Here is a 16970-nt window from a genome sequence, read left to right as displayed (position 1 = left end):
CCCGCACCGGTCCCGGATGCTCCGGAGCCCGACGTCCGACGCCCGTCGCGCGTCCGACGGGCGCCGCCGCGCCCTCGCGGGGAGGCGGGGAATGCGGAGGGGCCGGCGTTCGGGGTGAGGGCGTTCGGGTCAGGCCCAAAGGTGCACGATGCCTGCCGCTTTATGACATATGTCGCTATGGTTGCCGCAACCGCGAAAGCACACGAGGTCGGGGTGGTAGCGATGCGGCATTTCCTGGGGCTGCTCGTCGGACTGATGATGGCGGCGGTCCTGCTCCTCGGCGGAGGCTGGGCGGCTGTGACCACCCTCGGACGGCCCCTGCCCGGCGCGACCGGCCAGTCCCTTCCCGACTCCACCACGCAGACCTGGATCGCCCTGGGCGTCATGGTCGTGATCGGGCTCCTCCTCGGCCTGCTGATCGCCGGCCGGGTCTCCCCGCTGGCCGGGTTCGTCCCGTCGATGGTCCTGCTCGCCTGGACCGTGATCTACGTCCTCGACGCGAGCCGGGCGATGAGCATCGCGGCGGAGGTGCCCACGATCCACGCCTCGCTCGACACGGCGCCCGTGGGCATGGGCGTCCTGCTCAGCAGCGGGGTCTACGCCATGCTCGGCGTCGCCCTCTTCGTCCCGGTGCTGATGCCCTCCCGGTGGGCCGGGCGGGCCCGGAGCTCCGACGACGAGTACGAAGAGGAGTCCGGCGACCCGGCCTACTACTGATCGTTCTCCCGCCGGGCCTCACCGTCCGCCGCCGGGGCGACGGGGAAGCCGTTGCGGAAGACGTTGTGCCGGAAGACGTTGTGCGGGTCGTAGGCGGCCTTGACCTGCCGGAGCCGCCGCAGCGTGTCCGGCGGGAACGCTCTGGCCGGCAGGTCCTCGTCACCGTGGGACTCGAAGTTCGGGTAGATCGCGTTCACGCCGAGCCGCTCCCACGCCAGGTCGGCCTCCGCCCGCCGTGACTCGCCGGCCACCGCGGACAGGGAGAAGTTCTGGGTGCGGTGGGCGTAGGCGGTGGCGTCCGGGGCGGTGTCGTTGACCGCTCCGCCGACCGATCGGATCTGGAACATGGCGACGTCGCCGGCCGCGAACATGCCGGCCACCGCGGCCGAGACGGCGCCGTCGATGTGGTCGACCAGCGCGGAACGGCTGCGCAGCTGGGCCTGGCCGCCGGAGTGGCGGTTGCGGTGCGGCGCGACGATCGCGGCGTAGGGGGCCAGCTGGGCCTGCTGCCGCAGCACGGGGGCCAGCTCCAGGAACGGCTCGATGGCCGTGACGGCGGCGTCGGTGTCGTCTCCGGCCCACACGGCGACGGTCTGCGCGAGGACCTGCCCGCCCGCCTGGCCGGGGAAGGCCGACAGGAAGGCCGTCAGCCGCCGGGGGCTGCCCTCGACCAGCGTTCCCCAGCGCTCCAGGAACGGCGCCAGGTCCGAGGCGTCGTGCACGAGGACGGCGAAGACGACGTCGCCCACCTCGGCGGCCTCGATGTCGAAGGAGGTGACGACGCCGATGTCGCCGCCCGCGCCGCGCAGGGCCCAGAACAGGTCGGGGTGGTTCCCGGCGTCCGCGCGGACGACCCGCCCGTCGGCCAGGACGACCTCGGCGCCCACGACGTGGTCGATGGTCAGGCCGTAGGAGCGGCCCAGGAAGCCCTGCCCGCCGGAGGTCGCCAGGCCGCCGACGCCCACGTCGCCGTAGTCGCCGGAGCTGATGGCCAGCCCGTACGGCGCCAGCGCCTCGGCCACCTCGCCCCAGCGGGCGCCGGCCCCGACGCGCACCAGCCGCCGCTCGCGATCGATCACCTCGACTCCGTTCATCGCGCCCACGTCGATGACGATGCCGCCGTCGTTGGTGGATCGCCCGCTGATGCCGTGCCCGCCGCTGCGCACCGCCAGCGGCACGTTCTGCCGCCGGGCGAACGTCAGCGCCTCGGCCACCTGCCCCGGCGTGGACGGGCGCAGCACCAGACCGGGTGAGCCGGGCCACACGTAGGTGGAGCGCGCGTCGTCGTAGCCGCGGTCGCCGGGCTCGACCGCGGTCGCGGCCAGGGAGGCGGGAACCGCGTCGTAGTCGATGCCCTCGCGCCGCAGCGAGAGCGCGCGGGCCGGGCGCGCGCGGACGGAGGCCGTGCCGGCGCCGGTTCCCGAGGGGGCCCGCCCGGCGGCCACGGCCTCGCGCAGGGCGGGGGCGACCTCCCCGGCGAAGGTCTGGATGGCCCGCGGATCGTCGGAGCCGAGGATGAACGTGCTGACGCCGTCCTCCAGCGCGAGGGGGAGCAGCTGCTCCACCCACCGGGCGGGCGGCCCCTGCAGCAGCCCCCGGCCGGAGGCCTCGAAGTCCCCGCCCACGAGGTTGAGCAGGCGGCGGATCTCGCGCGGGTCGCGCCCCGCCTCCCCGGCCGCCTCGTCGATGACCTTGTTGCCGGCGGGGATGTCCTCCGGCTGGAGGTAGCCGAGGCTGGGCAGCCAGCCGTCGGCCTTGGCACCGACCAGGCGCAACATCCGCGGCTTGTACGCGCCCAGCCAGATCGGCACGTCGTGCGCGGGCGCGGGGCCCCGCTTGGCCCCGTTGACCGGGTGGTGGGCGCCGTCCACGCGCAGCAGGCGGCGCTCGCCGGCGTCCCAGAGGCCGCGGATGACGTCGATGGCCTCGCCGAGCGCCTCGATGCTCTGCCCCGGAGTGAGCCGGCGGCCGCCCATGGCCTCGATCGCGTCCCAGAACGCCCCCGCTCCCAGGCCGAGCTCGATCCGCCCGCCCGAGAGCAGGTCGAGGCTGGCCACCGAGCGCGCCAGCACGGCCGGGTTCCGCAGCGGCAGGTTGAGGACGTTGCCGGCCAGGTGGACGCGCTCGGTCCGGGCGGCCACCCAGCTCAGCAGCGTCCAGGTGTCCAGGAAGCCGGGCTGGTAGGGGTGGTCCTGGAAGGTGACCAGGTCCAGGCCGGCCCGCTCGCTCAGGAGGGCCAGCTCGGTCACCGCGTCCGGGCGGCGGTTCTGAGGCGTGATGAACGACCCGAACCGCAGATCGTGGCCGTAGTCGGGCATGGGGTCCTCCGTCAAAAGTAGTAGACGTATCAACCATACCTTGTTTGGTGACGTATCAACCATCCGTGCCGTAGGGTGGAGCCATGACCTCGCGCCCGCCATCGACCGACCCGACGGCGCCGACCGGCCCCGCGACGGCGACCGGCCCCGCGACGGCGATGGACGCCTGGCGGAGTCACACGGCCGTCCACGCCCGGCTGGCCGCCCACCTGGCACGCGAGCTCACGCGCGCCACCGGCCTGTCCGAGGCCGACTACCAGATCCTCGACGTGCTCCTGGACGCCCCGCGGGGGCGCATGCGGGCGCTGGAACTGCGCTGGTCGTTGCAGTGGGAGAAGAGCCGCCTGTCGCACCAGGCCGCCCGCATGGGCGCCCGCGGCCTGCTGGAGCGGCACACGTGCGCCGAGGACGCGCGGGGCTGGGACGTCGTCCTCACCGCCGCCGGCCGTGAGGCGGCCGAGCGCGCCCGGCGCGTCCGGGAGGAGTCCGTGCGGGTCCTCGTACTGGAGACCCTCGGCGCCGAACGCCTGGCGCACCTCGCGGAGGCCGCCGCCCTGCTGTCCGAGCGGCTCGAGCGGGCCGCCGAGACGGATCCCGACTGCGGGGCCGTCCGCGCGGAGATGGAGAAGGACCGGGCTCAGCGGTCGGCGGGCGAGGCCGTGTAGAGGTGGGTGACGACGTCCTCGATGGAGTCCTCGCCGGGGGCGGTGGCCCGCAGGTCGTCGAGGGTGCCGTCGAAGCCGAGGCGGCCGTGGTGGATGAGCATGACCCGCCGGCAGAGCTTCTCGATGTCGCCGAGGTCGTGGGTGGTGAGCAGCACCGTGGTGCCGCGCTCGGCGTTGAGCCTGCCGAGGAAGGCGCGCATCGCGGCCTTGCTCACCACGTCCAGGCCGATGGTGGGCTCGTCGAGGACCAGGACGGCCGGGTCGTGCAGGAGGGCGGCGGTGACGTCGCCGCGCATGCGCTGTCCCAGGCTCAGCTGCCGGACCGGCGTGTTCATGAAGCCGCCGAGGTCGAGGAGATCGGTCAGCTCGGCGAGCCGCCGGCGGAAATCATCTCGATCTACTTTGTAAAGGTGTCGGATCAGGTCGAAGCTGTCCTTGAGCGGCAGGTCCCACCACAGGGTGGTCCGCTGCCCGAAGACCACCCCGATGCGCCGGGCGAGGGCCGTACGGCGGCGCGTGGGGTCGAGCCCGGCCACCTCGATCCGGCCGGAGGTCGGCGCGAGGATGCCGGTGAGCATCTTGATCGTGGTGGACTTGCCCGCGCCGTTGGGGCCGAGGTAGCCGACGAACTCTCCGGCGTCGATGGTGAACGACAGGTCCTGTACGGCGTGCACGGTCCGCCGGGACCGGCCCCGGCCGACGGTGAAGGACCGGCCGACGCGGTCGACTTCGATCATGCGGTCAACTCCCGGTGGAACGGTAGCGGCGGATGCCGGCCCGCCAGGCGAGGGCGGCGGCCAGGGCGAGGATCAGCGCCGCGGCGGGCGCGGCGAAGCGCAGCCAGTGCGGCAGGCCGAAGGGGTCGTCCCGGTCCAGCACGTACAGGCCGGGCTGCCAGTTGACGAACGCCAGCGGGACGATGAACGTCACCGCCTTGACGAGGTCGCCGCCGTAGACGGTCAGGGGGTACTGGGTCAGGGTGCTGCCGCCGTAGGTGAAGGCGTTGGCCACCTCGGGGGCGTCGGTCAGCAGGAACTGCAGCGCGCCGCCGAGGGTGAAGATCGAGGTGAAGATGACGAGCCCGCACACGATCATCACCGGGATCATCCACGCCCGGCCCCACTCCAGGTCCAGCTGGGGCAGGGCGATGCCGAGCACCACCGCGGCCTGGGCCATCCGGCCGAACCGGTGCACGCCGAACCGGTCGGTGGTCATCTGCACGAACGCGCTCGCCGGGCGGATGAGCACGGCGTCGAAGGTGCCGGCCCGGATGTGCTGGCTGAGCCGGTCGACGTTGCCGAACAGCATGTCGGCCAGGGCGAAGGAGACGCCCGCGGCGCCGTACAGGAACATGACCTCGGCGAGCCCGAAGCCGCCCAGCGCGTCGGTGTGCTCGAAGATCACCCAGATCGCCGCGACGTCCAGCCCGTTCAGCACGAACGAGCCGAGAGCCATTGTGATCATCGGGATCGGGTACTGCGCCGAGGCGCGCAGCCAGGTCCAGGCGAGCAGGAGGTAGGTCCTAACCACGGGCGGCCTCCCGGAGGCTCACCCGGGACCCCGGGCGGGATCTCGCGCGGTCATCCACCCTGGACCACCACCTTGCGCCGGGCGGCGCGGGTGGCCAGGGCGCCCAGCGCCAGCAGCGCCGCGGCCCAGAGGAGCTGGAGGGCGAGCGCCTGCGGCACGTCCCGCTTGCCGAGGTAGACGTCGGCGGGGATCTGCACCATCGCCGCCCAGGGGAGGGACTGCGCCAGGGCGCCGAGCCAGCCGGGGAAGAGGTTCAGCGGCAGGACCATGCCGCTGAAGAACATCATCAGCACCAGCGACAACGACTGCGTGCCCCGGTCGTCGACGATCCAGAAGGACGACAGCGCCACGAGGTAGCGCCAGCCGAAGCTGACGATCACGCCGAGGAGGAAGCTGACGGCGAAGAAGCCCCAGACGGCGGGGTCCGCGGGGAAGACGACGCCGAACAGCGCGGCCCCGACGAGGGTCGGCGGCACGCTGCGCAGCAGGAGCAGGTAGGCGGCGCGGCCCAGGTCGTCGGCGAGGTTCCACGCCTGCAGGGAGGCGGGCCGGGCGAGGTCGACGGCGATGTCGCCGCCGCGCACCCGCTCGGCGAGCTGGAGCCCGCCGCCGAACAGCTGCATCGGGCCGATGAACGCCTGGCTGAGGAAGCAGAAGGTGACGGCGTCGGCGACGTCGTACCCGGCCAGGCCGGGACGGGCCTGCCACAGGGCGATCAGGACGTAGGCGCGCAGGATGCCGAAGACGGTGTTGGTGAAGGCTCCGGCGAGGGCGGCGGCGCGGTAGGCGGAGTGGCGGCGGAAGCCGTACCGGGCGATGCGCGCGTAGAGGGGCAGGCGGGTGCGGGACAGCAGGCCGGAGCGGCGCGGCGGGCGGGTTCGGGCCGGGGGCCGCGGACGGGACGGGAAGCGGGCGCGGGGTGGGAAGGCGGCCTCCTCGGGGTGTCGTCGGGGCAACCCTCAGATTTTCCTCGCCGCTCTGGGCTGGGACAACGGGTTATCCGGCGGCCTGGGGAGGAGAGTCGGAAGGAGCCGGTGCGAAAAGCCGATATATGTCCGTAACTCTTACGATATGTCTGGCGCATGGTAGAACGAAGTTCTGACGGGGAATCCTCCTGCCAGGAGGTTCCCGCATGCGCGATGAGCTCGACGTGGACGTCTGTCCCGGTTACCCCGTCAGCTGGCAGGCCAACGCACTCAACACGCTCATGTGGAGCACGGTCAAACCGATCTCCGGCCTCTTCCTCCGATCGGATCTCAGCGTGGTCGCCGCCTCGCGGCTGGTCGGCCTCGCCGGGAAGGTGCCGCTGCGGCTGCCCCCGCACGTGAGCCTGGTGCAGGACCGCGTCGGGGCGTGCGCGGGGGAGTGGGTCCGCGCCGGGCACGGGCTCGACGAGAGCAAGGTCATGCTCTACCTGCACGGCGGCGGCTACTTCGTCTGCTCCCCGGCCACCCACCGGCCGATCACCTGGCGCATGTCGGTCGCCGCCCGGCGCCCGGTGCTGGCCCTCGACTACCGCCAGGGCCCGGTCCACACGCCGGCGGAGTCGCTCCAGGACGCCGTCGCGGCCTACGAGTGCCTGCTGGAGCGCGGCTACGACCCCGCCGACATCCTGGTGGCCGGCGACTCCGCCGGCGGGCACCTCACCCTGGCCACCCTGCTGGCGCTGCGCGACCGGCAGGCGCCGCTGCCGGCCGCCGCGGTGTGCCTGTCCCCGTGGACCGACCTCAGCGACACCCCGCGGCGGAGCAACCGCCTGAGCGACCCGCTGCTGCCGGCCGGCCGCATCGAGTGGCTCGCCCGCCGCTGGACCGCCGGGCTCGACGCCCGCGACCCGCTGGTCTCCCCGGTGTTCGGCGACTACGCCGGCCTGCCCCCGCTGATGGTGGTCACCGGCTCGACCGAGGTCCTGCGCGACGAGGGCCGCCGGGTCGCCGAGCGCGCCCGCGCCGCCGGGGTCCCGGTCACCTACGAGGAGTGGCGGCGGATGCCGCACGTCTTCCCCATCCTCGCCGACGTCGTCCCCGAGGCCCGGCGGGCGTTCCAGCACATCGCCCGCTTCCTCGCCGCGGCCCAACGGTACGCGGCCCCGGACGTCCCGGCGCCGGCCGCCCCGCGGGCCTCCGCCGGCGAGGTCCTGTCCGGTGAAGTCCTGTCCGGTGACCGTACGGCCGAGGCCGGTTCCGCCGCCGCCTGAGGGGTTCCCTCCGGGAGGGGCCCGCCGCGCCGTCCTCGCAGGTCACACCGGGATATCTAGTCACATCGCCACCAATGGTTACTTACCTTGGGGGATCAGTGACCTTACCGGCCATATCCCTTATGACTAGTCAGGAGCGAACAGCTCTCCGGTCCCGTCACAGTGTGCTTGCCGAAGCTCGTACAGAGAGGCTTGATCCGGATGGCACGTGGCGGAACTGGCCCCACGAGCGGCATGCCGCCTGGCGTGCGGCCGCTGACCGTCGGGGACCCGGTCATCATCGGCCGCTACCTCCTGCTGGGCCGTCTCGGCACCGGCGGAATGGGGGTCGTCTACCTGGCCGAACACCCTCAGGGCGGTCTGGTGGCGCTCAAGACGCCGCACCCGGTTCACCTCAACGACGCCACGCTCCGCGCCCGTTTCGCCGAGGAAGTGAAGTTCTCCCGGCGGGTGGTGCCCTTCTGCACCGCGGCGGTGGTGGAGGACGGCACCGATCGCGAACGGCCCTACCTGGTCTCGGAGTACATCCCGGGGCCCGCGCTGTCCCAGGTGGTGGCCGCGCAGGGCCCGCTCACCCCCGACCTCGCCTACGGCGCCGCCCTGGGCACGGCCGCCGCGCTGACGGCGGTGCACGAGGCCGGTCTGGTCCACCGCGACCTGAAACCGGGCAACGTGCTGCTGTCCGACACCGGCCCGCGGCTGATCGACTTCGGGATCGCCAGGGACGTGGACACCCTCGCCGCGCACACCCAGGCCGGGCAGGTCATGGGGAGCCCCGGCTGGGTCGCCCCGGAACGGCTCGTCGGCGGCCCCGCCCTGCCCGCCTCCGACGTCTTCGCCTGGGGCTGCCTGATCGCCTACGCGGCGACCGGCCACCACCCGTTCGGCTCGGGCGAGGCCGACGTGCTGACCCGGCGGATCCTGGTCGAGCCGCCCCGCGTCTCCGGGGTCCCGGAGATGCTGCGCCCGGCCGTCGAGGCGGCGCTGGCCAAGGAGCCCGAACGCCGGCCGCGCGCGGCGGACCTGCTCGGCGCGCTGCTCGCCGCGGGCGGGATCGGCGACCCGTGGGACCCGCGCGAGGCGGTCGCCGAGGTGCTGGCCGAGATCTGGACGCCGGTGCCGTACCCGGCGGGAGGCGGCCGGGTGCGGCTGGCGTCCGGCGGGCCGCTCTCGGCGCCGTCCGCCTCCGCGGCCTCGTGGTCCTCGGGCTTCCCGGTCCCCGCCTCCGCGTTCGGCCCGTTCTCCTCCGCCGGACCCGGTCCGGGCGGCGGCGGGGCGCCGATCCGGGACCACCCCTCGATCCCGGTCGATCAGGCCAAGCCGCCGCGGCCGTCCCGCCGGGCCAGGCCGCGCAGGAGCGCGCATCTTCCCCAGGCGAGCTTCGCGGCGCTGGCCACCGTCTCGCTGGCGACGATCACGGTGGTCGCCACCGGGAACGCCGGCGGCGGAGTCGTCGGCGGGCATCCCGAGCACGTGCCGATGGTGATCCCGGCCGACGAGCCGACCACGGACTCGACCTTCCGCGGCACCCGGCCGCCGGGAAGCCGGGTGCGGCTCACGGTCCCGCCCACCCCCTCCACGATCATGGTCACCACCACGCGGACCGTTCCGGCGCCCAGCGTCGCCGGCGATCGGGAACGCCCCTCCCCGGAAGGGCCGCCGGGAACGACGGACGACCCCGGCGAGCCCGGTGACCCGGGCGTCACGGAGGAGCCGCAGACCTGCGCGGACGCCAAGAACAAGGGGAACGGCAACGGCCGGGGGAACGGCAGGAACAAGGGGGCGGACTGCCCGTCGTCCTCCGGCAGCCCGAAGCCCTCTTTCACCCAGATCCCGCAGACCGGCGACGGCGAGAGCCCGACGCCGACGCCGAGCGCGTCCGGGACCCCGACCGCCACGGTCTCCCCCTCGCCCAGCCCCGGCGTCCAGATCGGCGACTGACGGCGGCCGGGGACCGGGCTCCCGGCCGATCCGCGGCGGTCACGGTGAGCGGCGCGTCCCTTGAACCCGCGGGGAGCGGAGACGCCGATCCGTTAGGGTGAGCGCTCGAACCGAGGCGGAGGGGACGTCTGTGTCAGGAGCGATCGAACTGAGCGCTGTCGGGGTCAGGGTGATCAGCCGGACGCTTCTGGCGGACATCGACTGGCGGGTGGAGTACGGCCAGCACTGGGTGGTCCTCGGGCCCAACGGGGCGGGCAAGACGACGCTGCTGTCGCTGGCGGCGGCCGTACGGCACCCCAGCCAGGGCACGGCCACCGTGCTCGGCCAGCGGCTGGGCCGCGTCGACCTGCGCGAGCTGCGCCGGCGCATCGGCCTGGTCGCGGCCAGCCAGCGGCTCGTCGACGAGGAACTGCTGGAGGAGGAGGGCACCACCGCGCACACCGTCGTCCTCACCGGTCACACCGGGACCAGCGCCCCGCTCTGGGACCGGTACGGCCCGGCCGAACACGAGCGCGCGCACCGGCTCCTGGCCGACCTGGGCTGCAAGGACCTGGGCGAGCGGCTGTTCCGCGTCTGCTCCCAGGGGGAGCGGGCCCGGATCCGGGTCGCCAGGGCGTTGATGGCCGAGCCGGTGGTCCTGCTGCTGGACGAGCCGTTCGCCGGACTCGACCTGCCCGCCAGGGAGGACCTGATCACCGCGGTGGAGGAGCTGGCCGCGACCCGCCCGGCGCTGACCACGGTCACCGTCACGCACCACCTGGAGGAGGTCCCGGCCACCACGACGCACGCCCTGCTGATGCGGGACACCCGGGTTCTGGCGTCGGGGCCGGTGGAGGAGGTCCTCACGAGCGGCACCCTGTCGGAGTGCTTCGGCCGCCCGCTCCGGATCGACCGCCTGGACGGCCGCTGGTCCGCCCGGGCCGTGCGCGACCGCTGACCCCGGATCGCCGGATCCCGAGAGCCGTCGGCCGCGTCCGGGGCCGGGCCGTCGTCAGTCCTTCTTGCGCTGGCGGATCAGCCCCATGAACCCGGGGCTCGGCTTGAACTTCGCCGTCCAGGTCTCGGCGATCTCCAGTGGCTCGCCGGTCTGCGGATTGCGCCCGGTGCGCGCGGGTTTGTGGACGATCTCGAAGGAGCCGAAGCCGGGAATCGCGACCTTGTCCTCGCTCGCCACGGCGTGCTGGATGGTGTCCAGAATCGCGTCCAGCGCCGCGGCGGTCTGCCGTCGGGTGAGGCCGGCCTCCGCGGCGGCCTTCTCGATCAGCTCGCGCTTGTTCATGCTCTGATTCCTCGCATGTGCCCGGGAGAGCCAACATTACGGGGAAGTCCCGGCGGGCAGAACAGTGCCCGCCGTCCCGGGTGAGACGACGGGCATGCGTGCGCTCTCCGTTCCGGTTCCTTCGCTTTCCGTAACGGATCAGGGGCGTCGGAGCTGCGCGGTCAGCCGCTCCGCCTCCCAGTGCAGGGCCTCGACGAGGACGAGCTCCAGGTGGAGGTCTTCGTCGGCGAGGCCGTCCAGGACTTCCATCGGGCCTCCCTGCCTACAGCGACGCCGCACCCGCCGCCGAGGTTCACGTTCTCGCAGGATCGCCTATGGCCGGATGTTCGCGGATCGGGTGTGCCCGGATGCCCGCGAGGCGGGCGCGGGCGCCGTCCGCGGGTCAGGCGCGGGCGTGGCCGGAGACCTCCACCGGGACCAGGTCCGCCAGGTCCACGTACCGGTTCACTTCGCGGACGTCCGCGCAGTACGCGATCAGCACCCGCTCATGGCCGACCGTACGGGTGACGCGCAGGCAGGGCTGGTCGTCCCGCATGATCGCCTCTACCTCGATGCCGTCCGGCCCTCGCCAGATCCCCATGGGGTCGAGGCTACGGAGGACAGGGTAAGGATGGGGTAACTATCTGGGCATATCCCAATGGAATAGAGGTAACTCCACCAAGTCCTGAATTGGGCGATGAGTCATGTGATCTGGGCATAGGTCGGAACCAGGAAACCCCGCCTCCCTGGGGGGTGAGAGGCGGGGTCTTCTTCCTGGTCGGGGTGTCCGAGTCCGAGGGCGGACCCGGGAGCAGGGATCTTGCTTGAGGACGGGACGGACGGGGTCAGGCGGCTCCGCATGCCCTGAGAGCGTGGCCCGGCCCGGTCCGGCGTCGAAATCCCTGCTTCCGGAGCGTCCTCGGGATCAGTGAGCCTCGAACTGCTCCTCCTCCGTGGAGCCCTTCAGGGCCGTGGTGGAGGAGTCCGGCGCGATGGCCGTGCTGACCAGGTCGAAGTAACCGGTGCCGACCTCGCGCTGGTGGCGGGTGGCGGTGTAGCCGCGCGACTCGGCGGCGAACTCGGCCTCCTGGAGCTCGACGTAGGCGGTCATGCCGTCGTTGGCGTAGCCCTGGGCCAGGTTGAACATCGAGTAGTTGAGCGAGTGGAAGCCCGCCAGCGTGATGAACTGGAACTTGTAGCCCATGTGGCCGAGCTCGCGCTGGAACTTGGCGATGGTGGAGTCGTCCAGGTGCTTCTTCCAGTTGAAGGAAGGCGAGCAGTTGTAGGCCAGCATCTGGTCCGGGTACTGCGCCTTGATGGCCTCGGCGAACTCGCGGGCCACGTCCAGGTCCGGAGTGGAGGTCTCCATCCAGAGCAGGTCGGAGTGGGGCGCGTAGGCCAGGCCGCGGGCGATGCAGGCGTCCACGCCGTTGCGCACGCGGTAGAAGCCCTCGGCCGTACGGTCGCCGGTGGTGAAGGCCTGGTCGCGGGGGTCCACGTCGGTGGTCAGCAGCGTCGCGGCCTGAGCGTCGGTCCGCGCGATGATCAGAGACGGGACACCCAGGACGTCGGCCGCGAGGCGGGCCGCGTTCAGGGTCTTGACGTGCTGGCTGGTCGGGATCAAAACCTTGCCGCCGAGGTGGCCGCACTTCTTCTCGGAGGCGAGCTGGTCCTCCCAGTGCACGCCCGCCGCACCGGCGGCGATCATGCCCTTCATCAGCTCGAAGGCGTTGAGCACGCCGCCGAAGCCGGCCTCGGCGTCGGCCACGATCGGGGCCAGCCAGTGCGGCGCGTTCTCGTCGCCCTCGGACCAGGTGATCTGGTCGGCGCGGAGCAGCGCGTTGTTGATGCGGCGCACGACGGCCGGGACCGAGTTGGCCGGGTAGAGGCTCTGGTCCGGGTAGGTCTGCGAGCCGAGGTTGGCGTCGGCCGCGACCTGCCAGCCGGACAGGTAGATCGCCTTCAGACCGGCCTTGACCTGCTGGACCGCCTGGTTGCCGGTCAGCGCACCGAGCGCGTGCACATAGTCCTCGGTGTGCAGCAGGTTCCACAGGCGCTCGGCGCCGAGCCGGGCGAGCGTGTGCTCCTCCTGGACCGAACCCCTCAGCCGGACCACGTCCTCGGCGGTGTAGGACCGCTCGGTGCCCTTCCAGCGGGGGTTGGTCTCCCACTCGCGCCGCAGCTCGTCTGCGGCTCCCTTGAGGCGATCGTTCATTTTTTCACTCCTTGTCGTCCCCTGGGTGCCTTGTTGAGAAGTCTGTTCCCCGACGAAACGGGCAAACAAGGCTGTTTTTGCGGAAAGAACGACGTTTTTTCTCGGTAGACGAATACCGGTCGGTATTCGGAAGAGAAGAAGTTCAGAGTTTTCGGTATGGACTAGACCAATCGGGTGTGTGGTCCAGGCCACTGGAGTGGCTGCCGAAGACCGCCGACCCCCTGGTGGGACGGCATGCGGCCGATGCCGGGCCGGCGGGGGCGGCGGAGGTTCTCGCCCGATGTGTCCTCTATCCGAGGACGGCGCCGTCATGCGCGCGGCGCCGCCGGACGTCACTTCGGACCGAGCCGAGTCGGGCCGAGCCGAGCCGAGCGGGGTCGGGGTGGGGTGAGTCGGGGTGGGTGGGGGGCCGGTTCAGGGCGGGTTCCGCCACCTGCCGCGGGACCCGGTGGCGGTCGGCAGGGTAGAAAATACTTTGAAATTTCCCATAGGATCAGAGCATGGGATCCTTGGTGGGGGAAGAACCGCTGTCTTTGACGCAGGAGCTTGATCTCATCGCCTTCGGTCAGCGGCTGCGGCACCTGCGCAAGCAGCGCGGGCTCACCCTTTCCGACCTGGGCGAACGGGTCAGCCGGGCGCCGAGCCAGCTCTCCCTGCTGGAGAACGGCAAGCGCGAGCCGAAGCTCTCCCTGCTCAAAAGCCTGGCCGCCGCGCTGAACGTGCCGGTGGAGGAGCTGCTGCGCCGCCAGGCGCCCAACCGCCGGGCCCAGCTGGAGATGGCCCTGGAGGAGGCCCAGCGCGACCCGCTCTACGCCAGGCTCGGCCTGGCCCGGCTGAAGGTCTCCGCGCGCGTGCCCAACGACGTGCTCGAACACATCCTCGGCCTGTACGGCGAGCTGCGCTCACGCGAGGCCAAGGGCACCGCGACCCCCGAGGAGGCCCGGGTCGCCAACGCCGAGCTCCGCCGCAAGCAGCGCGAGCAGGGCAACTACTTCCCCGAGATCGAGAAGGCGGCGGCCGAGGCGCTCGCCGCGGTCGGCTACCGGAGCGGGGCGCTGTCGCAGAGCACCGTCCAGGCTCTGGTCACGCACTTCGGCTACACCGTGCAGACCGTCCAGGACCTGCCCCGCACGGTCCGCTCGATCACCGACCTGCGCAACCGCCGCATCTACGTCAAACACGAGCAGCTCGGCATGCACACCCCCCGCACGATCCTGCTGCAGACCATCGGCCACCTGGCCCTGGGCCACCACAAGCCCCGCGACTTCGCCGACTTCCTGCGGCAGCGGACCGAGGCCAACTACTTCGCCGCCGCGGTGCTCGTGCCCGAGGCCGCCGCCGTGCCGTACCTGCGGGAGGCCAAGCAGGACCGGGCGCTCAGCGTGGAGGACCTGCGCGACGTGTTCGCCGTCTCCTACGAGATGGCCGCGCACCGCTTCACCAACCTGGCCACCCACTTCCTCGACCTGGTCTGCCACTTCGTCCGCAACGACGCCGGCGGGATCATCTACAAGGCCTACGAGAACGACGGCATCGTCTTCCCGGCCGACGAGCAGGGCGCGATCGAGGGCCAGCGGATGTGCCTGCAGTGGTCGGGCCGCCAGGTCTTCGCCTCGCCCGACCGCTTCTCCGTCTTCTACCAGTACTCCGACTCGCCCACCGGCACCTACTTCTGCGTCGCCCACGTGGACCCGAGCCGCGAGCGGGACTTCGCCATCACCCTCGGCGTGCCGTACCGCGAGTCACGCTGGTTCCGCGGCCGGGAGACCACCAACCGCACCAAGTCCAACTGCCCCACCGGTGACTGCTGCCGCCGCCCGCCCACGGAGCTGACCCAGCGCTGGGAGGGGTACGCCTGGCCCTCGGCCCGCGCCAACTCCCACGTCCTGGCCGCGCTCCCGCCCGGCTCCTTCCCCGGTGTGGACGAGGCCGACGTCTACACCTTCCTGGAGCGTCACGCGGGAGGCTGAGGCCGGGTGAGGGCCGCCGAGGGATGCCCGAAGAGCCGGTAGGCCAGCGCCGCCGCCGAGCCCGCGCAGCGCAGGGAGCGCAGGACCTCGGCGGGCGCCTCCCCGGACAGGCAGCGCCGGTGGAACTCCGCCGCCAGCTCCCGCGCCGCCTCCCCGGCGACCGGCCAGAGCGGGGCGGCCACCCCGCCCGCCCCCGCCACCAGCAGCGCCTGGGCGGCGTCCGGATCGTGCTCCCCGGTCAGGAAGACGAACGGCGCGCCGCCCACCCGGCACCCGGCGACCGTGCGCGGCACGAGCGCGGGGCCGCCCGCCAGCACGACCCCGGCCCCGTCGGACAGGGCCGGGCCGATCATCTCCGGCGGCCCGCCGAGCGCCGCCAGGGCGTGCCGGAGACCGCCGGCATCCGCCGCGGCGGCCGTCGGCGGCGGCAGCCCGGGACGCCGCCCGCCCAGGGCCCAGCGGCCGACCGCCGCCTGGCAGTTCAGGAAGACCGGGAGCGACGGGTCGAGCGGGCGCTCCAGGGCCGCCAGCTCCCACGGGACGTACGGCTCCTGGGAGAGGAAGAGGATGCGCGGCGGGCGCGGCGCGATCCGCGCCGCCACCGCCTCCAGCAGCTCCCAGAACCCGGGCGGGATCCGCAGGGCGACCTGCCGTCCGACGCCGCGCAGGTAGAGGGAGAGGTCCGAGCGGCCGGCCCGGCCGGCGACCTGCTCCACCAGGGAGCGGGCGAACCCCGGGACGCGCGTGCCCAGCTCGCAGGGTTCTGCCCGGTCGGGGGTGACGAAGTGCGGCGACAGGTAGGTCCACCACAGCCGCCCCGGACGGTCGCCGTGGGAGATGACGGCGGTCACGTCCGGGGGCTCGCCGGAACCGCCGTACGGACCGGTCGTGCCGTGAAGACCGGGTGCGCCGTGCGGGCCGGGCCTCGAAGGCGCGCCGTGCGGGCCGGAGCCGCCGTACGGGCCGGACACGGGCGGGCCGATCCGGGTTCCCGCGACCGAGGCCGGGGTGGTGTCCCGGCTGAGCAGTTCGGGAGAGCCGAGGACGGTGACGGCTCCCACGCCGTAGCCGACCACCTGACCGCGCACGGTGCAGATCGCCTGGATCCGCCGGGCGACCGGCCGCACGTCCCCCCGTCCCGGTCCGTCCTGAGGGCCCGGTCCCTCCTGCCGTTCCGGCTTGGCGTGTCGTCCCGGTTCGTTCCGCGGTCCCGGTTCGTTCCGCGGCCCCGGCTCCTCCCGGAGGCCCGGCTCCTCCCGGGGTCTCGCCATGCCCTGGGGCTCCGTCACGTCCTGGGGCCCCGCGATCCGGGATGCCGCGAGACTCTGCGGCCGGGAGGCGTCCCGGGGACGCGGCTCCTCCCGCCGCTCCGGCCCGTCCGGCGGGAGGGCGACCAGGCTCATGATCGCGGTGGGGTACGGCGACGCCTCGTCCACGCGGAGCCGTACCCGCCATCCGGCCGGCGCCTCGAATCCCTCGGCGACGATCTGCACGTCCAGGTCGAACGGCTCGGGCGGGGCCGCGGCCGCCGGAGTGCCGGCGGACTCCCCGGCCCGTCCCGCCGCCTCCGCTCTCCCCGCCGCCTCAGCCGTTCCGGTCACCCCGGCCGCGAGCCCGACCCTGATCTCCGTCCTCCAGCCCGCCACGGTCTCGCCGACCGTCTCGATCAGCGGGAACGCCTCCCAGGACACGGGCTCCGCCCGCTCGCCGCGCCGCCTCCGGAAGGCCCCGGTCAGCCGGTTCAGCACCGAAGGTCCCTTCCGCCGCGCGGGAGCCGGGACCGGAGCCGGGACCGGAGCCTGCACCGAGGGCTGCACCGGGGCCTGCGCCGGGGCGGGGGCCCAGTCCCCGGTGGCCGGAGCGGCCGTGGAGGCGGGAGCCGGAAACGGGGTCTGCCCGTCGAGGTGCAGGAGCGTGGCGAGCCGGTCCCAGGCGGGACCGTACTGCGCGAGCACCATCACGACGGTGTTCGCCAGTCCCTCGGGGTCCCGGCTCCCCTCCTCGGCGAGCAGCGGGTCGAGCGTGCCGCGCAGCGTGTCCGCCGCCTCGCCCAGCAACCCGTCGAGCTCGGCGCTGACGATCCGTGCGGCCCGCAGTACGGCCACCGGGTCCATACCGTCTCCTCCCGCTCGGGTCTGAACTGATCTTCCCACTCGCGG

General features: G+C 73.1%; 14 protein-coding genes. 6 read left to right on the top strand and 8 right to left on the bottom strand.

Translation table 11 applies throughout. From position 1 onward, the window contains the following. The first annotated feature begins 222 nt into the window (after positions 1-222). Entirely contained in the window at positions 223-717 is a 495-nt protein-coding gene (locus tag Plo01_RS00300) for a hypothetical protein (RefSeq protein ID WP_203888387.1), read from the top strand. Here Plo01_RS00300 and Plo01_RS00295 read toward each other — a convergent pair. Then, positions 711-3035: an LLM class flavin-dependent oxidoreductase gene (locus Plo01_RS00295; protein WP_203888386.1), complete on the bottom strand. Its 2325-nt coding sequence runs from the start codon at positions 3033-3035 to the stop codon at positions 711-713. The genes Plo01_RS00300 and Plo01_RS00295 overlap by 7 nt on opposite strands. Positions 3036-3118: 83 nt before the next feature. On the opposite strand from Plo01_RS00295, the gene Plo01_RS00290 reads away from it, so the two are divergent. Further along, positions 3119-3700: a winged helix DNA-binding protein gene (locus Plo01_RS00290; RefSeq protein WP_239315708.1), complete on the top strand. Its 582-nt coding sequence runs from the start codon at positions 3119-3121 to the stop codon at positions 3698-3700. On the opposite strand, the gene Plo01_RS00285 is transcribed toward Plo01_RS00290, so the two are convergent. From Plo01_RS00285 to Plo01_RS00275, 3 genes are read right to left on the bottom strand one after another with little or no spacing between them, the layout of a single operon-like run. Continuing rightward, the gene (locus tag Plo01_RS00285; protein WP_203888385.1) at positions 3673-4437 is read right to left on the bottom strand and encodes an ABC transporter ATP-binding protein; all 765 of its coding nucleotides are present in this window, start codon (positions 4435-4437) and stop codon (positions 3673-3675) included. The genes Plo01_RS00290 and Plo01_RS00285 overlap by 28 nt on opposite strands. Before the next feature lie 4 nt (positions 4438-4441). Continuing rightward, positions 4442-5230 (bottom strand): ABC transporter permease, encoded by a 789-nt coding sequence (locus Plo01_RS00280; RefSeq protein ID WP_203888384.1) that lies wholly within the window; start codon positions 5228-5230, stop codon positions 4442-4444. Between the two features lie 50 nt (positions 5231-5280). Then, positions 5281-6186: an ABC transporter permease gene (locus Plo01_RS00275; RefSeq protein ID WP_373871661.1), complete on the bottom strand. Its 906-nt coding sequence runs from the start codon at positions 6184-6186 to the stop codon at positions 5281-5283. 176 nt (positions 6187-6362) lie between these two features. Between Plo01_RS00275 and Plo01_RS00270 the strand changes: the two genes are divergently transcribed. The 3 genes from Plo01_RS00270 to Plo01_RS00260 all read left to right on the top strand — a co-directional run bounded on the left by Plo01_RS00270 (position 6363) and on the right by Plo01_RS00260 (position 10305). After that, on the top strand, positions 6363-7427 hold the full coding sequence (locus Plo01_RS00270; RefSeq protein WP_203888383.1) for an alpha/beta hydrolase: 1065 nt from the start codon (positions 6363-6365) through the stop codon (positions 7425-7427). A 246-nt stretch (positions 7428-7673) separates the two neighbouring features. After that, positions 7674-9368, top strand: coding sequence for a serine/threonine-protein kinase (locus Plo01_RS00265; RefSeq protein ID WP_203888382.1), 1695 nt, complete (start codon positions 7674-7676; stop codon positions 9366-9368). A 130-nt stretch (positions 9369-9498) separates the two neighbouring features. Beyond that, on the top strand, positions 9499-10305 hold the full coding sequence (locus Plo01_RS00260) for an ABC transporter ATP-binding protein (RefSeq protein WP_203888381.1): 807 nt from the start codon (positions 9499-9501) through the stop codon (positions 10303-10305). A 54-nt stretch (positions 10306-10359) separates the two neighbouring features. On the opposite strand, the gene Plo01_RS00255 is transcribed toward Plo01_RS00260, so the two are convergent. The 3 genes from Plo01_RS00255 to aceA form a co-directional block, all read right to left on the bottom strand. Then, complete coding sequence (locus Plo01_RS00255; protein ID WP_196442136.1) at positions 10360-10647, bottom strand: HU family DNA-binding protein; 288 nt, start codon at positions 10645-10647, stop codon at positions 10360-10362. 382 nt (positions 10648-11029) lie between these two features. Next, positions 11030-11227, bottom strand: a complete 198-nt coding sequence (locus Plo01_RS00250; protein ID WP_203888380.1) for a hypothetical protein — start codon at positions 11225-11227, stop codon at positions 11030-11032. Positions 11228-11551: 324 nt separating this feature from the next. After that, positions 11552-12841, bottom strand: coding sequence for an isocitrate lyase (gene aceA, locus Plo01_RS00245; protein WP_203888379.1), 1290 nt, complete (start codon positions 12839-12841; stop codon positions 11552-11554). A 500-nt stretch (positions 12842-13341) separates the two neighbouring features. On the opposite strand from aceA, the gene Plo01_RS00240 reads away from it, so the two are divergent. Continuing rightward, positions 13342-14811 (top strand): helix-turn-helix domain-containing protein, encoded by a 1470-nt coding sequence (locus Plo01_RS00240; RefSeq protein WP_373871660.1) that lies wholly within the window; start codon positions 13342-13344, stop codon positions 14809-14811. Here the strand turns inward: Plo01_RS00240 and Plo01_RS00235 are convergent. Further along, positions 14796-16925, bottom strand: a complete 2130-nt coding sequence (locus tag Plo01_RS00235) for a CHAT domain-containing protein (RefSeq protein ID WP_203888378.1) — start codon at positions 16923-16925, stop codon at positions 14796-14798. The two genes, Plo01_RS00240 and Plo01_RS00235, sit on opposite strands and share 16 nt — an antisense overlap. Positions 16926-16970 lie beyond the last annotated feature (45 nt).

This window comes from Planobispora longispora (genome assembly GCF_016863135.1).
GTDB lineage: Bacteria > Actinomycetota > Actinomycetes > Streptosporangiales > Streptosporangiaceae > Planobispora > Planobispora longispora.
The sequence above is the reverse complement of the archived record's forward strand: the minus strand, read 5'-3'. Positions and strand labels throughout refer to the sequence as shown.

Excerpts from the sequence above, each read along its gene's own strand:
- Plo01_RS00300 (WP_203888387.1), top strand. The coding sequence starts at position 223 with ATGCGGCATTTCCTGGGGCTGCTCGTCGGACTGATGATGGCGGCGGTC.
- Plo01_RS00295 (WP_203888386.1), bottom strand. The coding sequence starts at position 3,035 with ATGCCCGACTACGGCCACGATCTGCGGTTCGGGTCGTTCATCACGCCT.
- Plo01_RS00290 (WP_239315708.1), top strand. The coding sequence starts at position 3,119 with ATGACCTCGCGCCCGCCATCGACCGACCCGACGGCGCCGACCGGCCCC.
- Plo01_RS00285 (WP_203888385.1), bottom strand. The coding sequence starts at position 4,437 with ATGATCGAAGTCGACCGCGTCGGCCGGTCCTTCACCGTCGGCCGGGGC.
- Plo01_RS00270 (WP_203888383.1), top strand. The coding sequence starts at position 6,363 with ATGCGCGATGAGCTCGACGTGGACGTCTGTCCCGGTTACCCCGTCAGC.
- Plo01_RS00255 (WP_196442136.1), bottom strand. The coding sequence starts at position 10,647 with ATGAACAAGCGCGAGCTGATCGAGAAGGCCGCCGCGGAGGCCGGCCTC.
- Plo01_RS00250 (WP_203888380.1), bottom strand. The coding sequence starts at position 11,227 with ATGGGGATCTGGCGAGGGCCGGACGGCATCGAGGTAGAGGCGATCATG.
- aceA (WP_203888379.1), bottom strand. The coding sequence starts at position 12,841 with ATGAACGATCGCCTCAAGGGAGCCGCAGACGAGCTGCGGCGCGAGTGG.
- Plo01_RS00240 (WP_373871660.1), top strand. The coding sequence starts at position 13,342 with ATGGGATCCTTGGTGGGGGAAGAACCGCTGTCTTTGACGCAGGAGCTT.
- Plo01_RS00235 (WP_203888378.1), bottom strand. The coding sequence starts at position 16,925 with ATGGACCCGGTGGCCGTACTGCGGGCCGCACGGATCGTCAGCGCCGAG.